Here is a 5,140-nt window from a genome sequence, read left to right on the forward strand (position 1 = left end):
GACTCTCTAAGGATTATGAAATTTTGCCGCAGACGTCGGAAGCTTTTATCTATATCGCAAACATTCGTTTGATGTTACGACGCTTAGCTTAGTACACTTCTCAGACATCCTCTTATACTTCACCAAAATAGTCTGTACTTATCAGCACAAAATTAGATACGCTTACCCTGGTATTGAAGGCTTGTCTCATGACAGCGTCAACTGCTTCCTGCTAGGGGAGGCAGATGAACCAAAAGATTTAGTTGATGAACTCTCTCCCAGACATTAATTTGATAGATGGCACGCTTAGTGGAGATGATACGGTAATTGAAAAGCCGTATAGGGACCACGAGTTTGCAAAGTTAATCAACTACTATTGGTCAGGGAAGAGCCACAGTGTTATCAAGGGAATTAACTTAATTACCGCGTACTACACCGACCCAGAAGGCAAGCCAGTTCCCGTGAACTATCGCCTTCAGGACTTTTGCAACTGTCACACGCGGGCACCAACCCAACTTATGTTAATATTAGAATACCCTAGCTTTGTGGCTTGGCAACCAAAATTCCTCTATTACTCTCTAGAGATAGAGGCGAAACCGAAATTATCCCAATAAAACAAGAGATTAGGGAGAAATGACAGAATTTTTCACGGATTGGTACATACCCCTCTGAAAATTACTAACTATGTGCTTGTAAGAACCAAATCGCACTAATCATAGGAATAACATAATTTCATCTTTATTCGCATTAGCATGAGAATTGCTCTCGTCCATGATTACTTAACACAGCCTGGTGGGGCAGAGCGCGTATTTGAATTGCTGTGTAAACGCTATCCCAATTCTGATATTTTTACGTCTCTGTATGAGCCTAAACTAACGATTGATCTGGGCGAACGCCAGGTTCGTACAACTGTACTTCAGAAGATTCCAGGGGCCACTAAGTATTTTAGGCTAATGGCTCCCTTCTATTTTCCAGCTTTTCGAGCCTTGGATCTGCAAGACTACGATCTGATTATCAGCAGTACCACGGGCTTTGCTAAAGCCGTGCAAAAAAGACCGGGAGCAATACACATTTGCTTTTGTCACAATGTGCCTCGTTTTTTGTGGGATACCACAACCTATCTTCGAGAGTATGCTGCCTATCGAAAGCTTTCTGCTTTTCTAAATCCAATTTTTCAGATGATGAGAAAAGCAGATTTAGATTCGGCTCAGGAACCTGACTTTTACATTGCTAATTCCAGCACTGTCGGTCGTCGTATCCAGCAATTTTACGGGAAGCCGTCCGTTGTTATTAACTATCCAATTGATACTAGTAAATTTATTTTTTCAGACAATAAGGATGACTTCTATTTTGCCTCAGCTCGTCTGCTCAGCTATAAGCGTATTGATGTGGTTGTTGAAGCTTTCAATTGGCTGGGATGGCCGTTATTGATATCCGGTGATGGGCCAGAGCGAGAGCGTCTTGAGTCTAGAGCTTTGAAAAATATTAAGTTTTTAGGTCATGTAAGCGATACAAAACGTAGCCAGTTACTGTCCAAAGCTCGCGGTGTTATTGTTGTCGCGTTGGAAGATTATGGTTTAGTTCCGGTGGAAGCGAATGCAAGTGGAACTCCGGTAATTGCCTATGGTAAGGGTGGTGTATTAGATACTCAAATCCCAGGAAAGACTGGGGTCTTTTTTGAACGGCAGACACCTGAAGCAATTCACAGAGCATTAGTTGAGTCGAATAAAATTGCATGGAACTACAAACAAATCAGAGAGCATGCAATTAGTAACTTTTCTGAAGAAGTTTTCTTTAAAAAAGTAGATCGGGTGATTGAGGAAGTTTGCCGTTCCAATCAGCCCTAAGCTATGTTTAGCGTAAGAAATTTCTGGCTGAGGTATGGTAGAAGTGACTGAAAGCAATTTCAATCCAGTTGCTGAAACAGAGGAAGGTTATGGGCAACTGCTTGCCGTTTTAATACGTCGGCGCTTTTGGTTAGTGGGGATTTTTTGTATTGTTTTGACTATTGCCACTGTTAAAGTTTTGAAGGAAAAGCCTACCTATGTAAGCTCAATGCAACTGCTAGTAGAACCTAACTATCAAGGCAAAAAAGAACAAGGTGGAGACAAGCAGTATGCTGATTCTAATATTGAGGTAGACGCTGCTACTCAGCTGAACTTAATGCGGAGTTCTCAGGTTATCCAAAAGGCGATAGAGTTACTTCGGTCTGACTACCCGGATATTAGTGTAGATAAAATTAAAAAATCTTTATTTGTAACTTATCTGGAGGATGAGAGTAAAGACTCTAAAAGTCCGCCTAAGATTTTTGAAGCAGCCTATACAGATTCTAATCCGATTAAAACCCAAAAAGTCCTTCAGGCATTGCAACAGGTTTATCTAAATTACAACCGAGAACAGCAAAAACTCCGTTTAACTAGAGGACTGGCTTTCATTGATGAACAGTTACCCAAGGTTGGTGAGAGTGTTGCTAAGGCTGAGGTAGCCTTAGAACAATTTCGCACAAGTCAGAACCTGATCGAGCCGGATGCACAAGCAAAAGCCCTGACTGATGCGATCAACAATATTCAGCAGGAGCGATGGAGAAGTCAGGCTCAGAGAACAGAGCTTCAGGCTCAATACAACTCTTTACAGCAGCAGCTTGTTAGTTCTCCGCAGGAAGCGCCCATGTCTGCGCGTCTAAGTCAGTCATCTCGCTACCAAACGTTGCTCAATGAAATCCAAAAAACAGACCTTGCAATTGCCCAGCAGCGCGTGCGCTTTACTGACGAAAACCCAGTTCTTCAAAAGCTACTCTTGCAGCGCAATGAGCAGTTAAGTCTGTTGCAAGCAGAGGCACAACGTGCTGTAGGCAAAAATTCTTCTCAACTTAACGGTATGGGAGAAAGCCTTTTGAAAGAAGGACAATTCGGTGACACTGACTTAAACATCAGTAGTAAGCTTGGTGAGATCCAGGCAAATCTACAAGGTCTGGCAGGACGCGACCAAACACTTGCAAAAAAAGAGCAGCAGCTCCGTGCGGAACTTGATCGGTTTCCTAATCTGTTAGCTAGATATAACCGCCTACAACCCGAATTACAACTGAAGCGTGAAACGCTTCAACAGCTAGAAACGGCAAGACAAGCACTAAGCCTGGAAATTGCCCGAGGCGGATTTGATTGGCAAGTTGTCGAGGCACCCCAACTTGGTTTGAAAACCGGTCCTAAAACACAGCAGAACATTTTGCTGGGTGTCGTAGTTGGATTGTTCTTGGGTGGTGCAGCAGCTTTTGTTCGCGACATGCTGGACGGTTCTATTCATAGCTCTGACGATTTGAAGAAGCAGGTTTCCTTGCCTCTATTAGGAATGACTCTATCGCTACCGCAGCTTAACAAGAACAAACCAGTCATTAAGCTACCATTTGGGCTACCGTTTGCTAAGTCGCAAGTTTCCATGGCTTGTCCAAGCAAACCCCTCATCAAGCTACCGTCTGGCGAACGGGAAGGTACAACACCTTGGACAATTGAAGTAGTCTATACTCCACCAGCTTGGGAAGCGCTTGACCTGATTTATAAAAATATTCAACTTCAGAAGTCTGCTTCGACCTCCAGCCCTCTAATGATTACCTCAGCAGTGGATGGCGAGGGAAAATCAACGATAGCATTAGCTTTAGCGATTAGTGCTGCCCGTCTACATCAACGAGTACTGTTAATTGATGCTGATTTCCGACAGCCGATGCTGCACCAACTGCTTGATCTCCCTAATAAGTATGGGCTTTCAACCCTGCTGGAAAGTAACGCTACAGTGCCAGTAACAGTGCCAGTACATAGTGATATTCCAGGGTTAGATTTACATATTGATATTTTGACTTCTGGACCAATACCCACAGATCCTGTTAGTCTGTTGAGTTCTCCTCAAATGAAAAAATTAATGACAGCATTTGAGCAGAGTTATGATTTAGTTTTGCTAGAAGCTCCTCCCGTTTTAGGAATAGTGGATGCTCTGTTGGCTGCATCCTGTTGCCGGGGAGTAGTGTTGGTGACACGCCTTGGCTGGGTGACCAAAACCGCACTCACCGAAGCTACAGCCCTGCTGAATAAGTTAAATCCGATCGGAGTTATCGCTAATGGAAATAGTAGTCTTAAAAAGGGCAGCGTACCCTCTGTGAAGTCATAGAAAGTTTTGGTGCGCCCTACTCAATTATGCCGAGCGGTGGAGAAAGAGTAAAAGAGTTTACTTCACTATTAAATGTGAGACCATATAGCCTTTCCTCTTGAGATTTCAAGAGTTCTTGCATGCTTATGATGTGATCGCCCAACAAAATACTATTGGTATGAAATGTAATAAATATTTCTTTTAAGGTATCTCTCTATCGGATGATTTTTATTAATTTTTGAGAGAAGGAATAGCAATAAGGGTGAGTGCGATAAGTCTCCAATTAAAGAAAGAGAGAGATGAACCCTACCGCCCAACCCTCTTTGACAAAGAAAAGATACATATAAAACGTTTTTGTCAGCTAGCGAGAATACTCCAAATGTTCTTAATAAGAATAATCATGTGGTGGGGAGAGGGGAGCAATGCTCCCCTCTCCCCACCACAGTGATGCGTGATATATCAGGCAATTCTCTTAACCTGCTACAGATGCCGCCAAACTGGTTTTGAGGGAGTAAATGACTGTAACGTTGAGTTCATTCATCAATCTCCACTTATAAAAACTAGAGTAGTGGATTAATAGTCGGGTCAAGCTTGGTGTACATTAAACCTCTTGCAAAATTATTTTATGGTAAAGTAAGAAATTTTGTACTTTGACTGCATCTACCCATGCGATACGAGCAAACAAAGAAGTTATCGAATCGAGAGTTCAAGCGCTTAGTTGGGGTGCAATGACGTACATTTGATGAGATGGTCAAGGTGTTGCGAGATGCTGCTAGTCTCAAAAAAACACGAGGCTGTCCTCAAAAGGTGGCTTGGGAAGACCAAGTTCTAATTTGCCTACAATATTGGCGCGAATATCGAACTTACTTTCATATAGCTCAAGATTGGCTCTTATCCGAATTCACTGTCTGCCGTATAGAACCCATTTGACATCTTAAGAAGTGGCTGAAAGCCTCTTAATCATTAACCTGATGAAGCAAAGGTTGATTTTGGTTGTGGCATTGGCTAAGGTTCGCTTCCCCGTTCT

Annotated in this window: 3 protein-coding genes and 1 pseudogene; all 4 read left to right on the plus strand. The window is 42.7% G+C overall.

Features of this window, described 5'->3' with window-relative positions; genetic code table 11:
* Window positions 1–92 (plus strand): annotated as a pseudogene (locus H6F66_RS13160) (IS5/IS1182 family transposase); the annotation flags it as partial.
* 153 nt (window positions 93–245) lie between these two features.
* Window positions 246–593, plus strand: a complete 348-nt coding sequence (locus tag H6F66_RS13165) for a hypothetical protein (RefSeq protein ID WP_190421918.1) — start codon at window positions 246–248, stop codon at window positions 591–593.
* Window positions 594–731: 138 nt separating this feature from the next.
* The gene (locus H6F66_RS13170) at window positions 732–1,826 is read left to right on the plus strand and encodes a glycosyltransferase (RefSeq protein ID WP_190421920.1); all 1,095 of its coding nucleotides are present in this window, start codon (window positions 732–734) and stop codon (window positions 1,824–1,826) included.
* A gap of 34 nt (window positions 1,827–1,860) precedes the next feature.
* Window positions 1,861–4,134, plus strand: coding sequence for a polysaccharide biosynthesis tyrosine autokinase (locus H6F66_RS13175; protein WP_199295452.1), 2,274 nt, complete (start codon window positions 1,861–1,863; stop codon window positions 4,132–4,134).
* The last annotated feature ends 1,006 nt before the right edge of the window (window positions 4,135–5,140 follow it).

The organism is Trichocoleus sp. FACHB-6 (genome assembly GCF_014695815.1).
Classification (GTDB): Bacteria; Cyanobacteriota; Cyanobacteriia; order Cyanobacteriales; family FACHB-T130; genus Funiculus; species Funiculus sociatus.

Bases quoted from the DNA above. Each gene is read 5' to 3' on its own strand.
- H6F66_RS13175 (WP_199295452.1), top strand. From the start codon at position 1,861: ATGGTAGAAGTGACTGAAAGCAATTTCAATCCAGTTGCTGAAACAGAG.
- H6F66_RS13170 (WP_190421920.1), top strand. From the start codon at position 732: ATGAGAATTGCTCTCGTCCATGATTACTTAACACAGCCTGGTGGGGCA.
- H6F66_RS13165 (WP_190421918.1), top strand. From the start codon at position 246: ATGAACTCTCTCCCAGACATTAATTTGATAGATGGCACGCTTAGTGGA.